This is a genomic window from Streptomyces sp. NPDC054847, assembly GCF_053610925.1.
In genome coordinates this window covers 1-1451 of the sequence record NZ_JBSGZJ010000759.1, presented here as the reverse complement: position 1 = coordinate 1451, position 1451 = coordinate 1, and the positions used below count along the sequence as shown (strand labels likewise).

Here is a 1451-nt window from a genome sequence, read left to right as displayed (position 1 = left end):
GACTACGAGGGGACGGTGCATCACGCGCGGGCCTGTGTAGGGCTTGGGAATCCCAGCCACTACCCCCACAACGGGACTGACGGTCCGTCGGCCCGATCGAGTGCCGGCCTCACGCAGTGACGGGCTCCGCTGCGCTCCGCCCGAACCACTCCCCCGGATCGGTCACTCGTACTCGCCAGCACCCCGCAAGCCAGCATGCCACCGGCCACTTCGGGGCAGGATTCGGTCACGCTTCACTCTGGGGGCGGAAGTTGATGCCCGGATGATGCATCACAGTGCAGCGCTGTGTAGAGTCTGGGATCAGACATCACATCCCTCGGGCTGCTCCATCACGCCGGGACTTTCCTTTCTGATGACGCGCCACATTCCGCGAAAAGGAGAACACGGGGCATGGCCGTGAAACTGCGTGACCACCAGGTCGAAGCCGTTGCCGCCATTGTGCGCGGCTTCGATATCCCGCCGGGCGGTATCCCCCGGAACGGCCTTCGCGGGCAGGTGCACGCCGCGTGCGGCACGGGAAAGACGATTATTGCCGCCGCGTCGGCAAAGCGGCTTGTGCCCAAGGGGCGCATTCTCGTGCTGGTGCCGACGCTGGATCTTCTGACGCAGACGGTGACGGCCTGGCACGACGCGGGGCACAAGGGGCCGGCCGTTGCCGTGTGTTCGCTCCAGGACGATCCGGAGCTGTGGAGTCTGAGGGTGCGTTCCACCACGAACCCTGTGCAGCTGGCGTTGTGGCACGGCCAGGGGCCGGTGACCGTCTACGCCACGTACGCGTCGCTGGGTGTGCTGGCGGAGGCGTTCGAGGGCGTCTACGGGCAGCAGCTGGCCCCGATGGACCTGACGGTGGTTGATGAGGCGCACAGGACGTCGGGGTCGATGGGTAAGGCGTGGGCCGACGTCCACAATCAGAGTGTCATCCCGGCGTACCGGCGGCTGTACCTGACGGCGACGCCGCGGATCTGGGAGGAGCGGCTCGGTCGCGAGGTGGCCGAGGGGGTGCGTGATCCGCTGCCGCGGGAGATGGCGGCTTCCATGGATGACGAGAAGGTCTTCGGGCCTGTCCTCTACAAGCTGTCCTTGGCGTCTGCTGTGTCGCGTGGGTTGCTGGCGCGGTACCAGATCATCGTTTTGGAGCTCCGGGACGAGGTCGTCACTCCCGAGCGTCTGATGGGCGAGGAGCGGCGCAGTGAGGAGGTGCGGGGGCAGCGGCTGGGGGCGTTGCAGGCGGCGCTGTTGCACACGATGGCGCAGCACCAGCTGCAGACGTGCATCACGTTCCATCACCGGACGATAGAGGCACAAGCGTACGCGGAGGGCCTTGGGCGGGTGGCCGCGAAGCTGCACGCCAACGAGCCGGAGACATACCCGAAACGAATCTGGGCGGACTGGCTGTGCGGTGAGCACGTCCTGGAGCGCCGGCGTCAGGTCCTGGCCGGGTTCGGCGCCAC

The 1451-nt window shown here is 67.1% G+C and carries 1 protein-coding gene; it reads left to right on the top strand.

What is annotated here, in order from left to right; all coding sequences use genetic code 11:
• Positions 1-390: 390 nt before the first annotated feature.
• Positions 391-1451 (top strand): DEAD/DEAH box helicase family protein (locus ACWGH4_RS35040; protein WP_453467949.1); only part of this gene is annotated, 1061 nt, incomplete at its 3' end.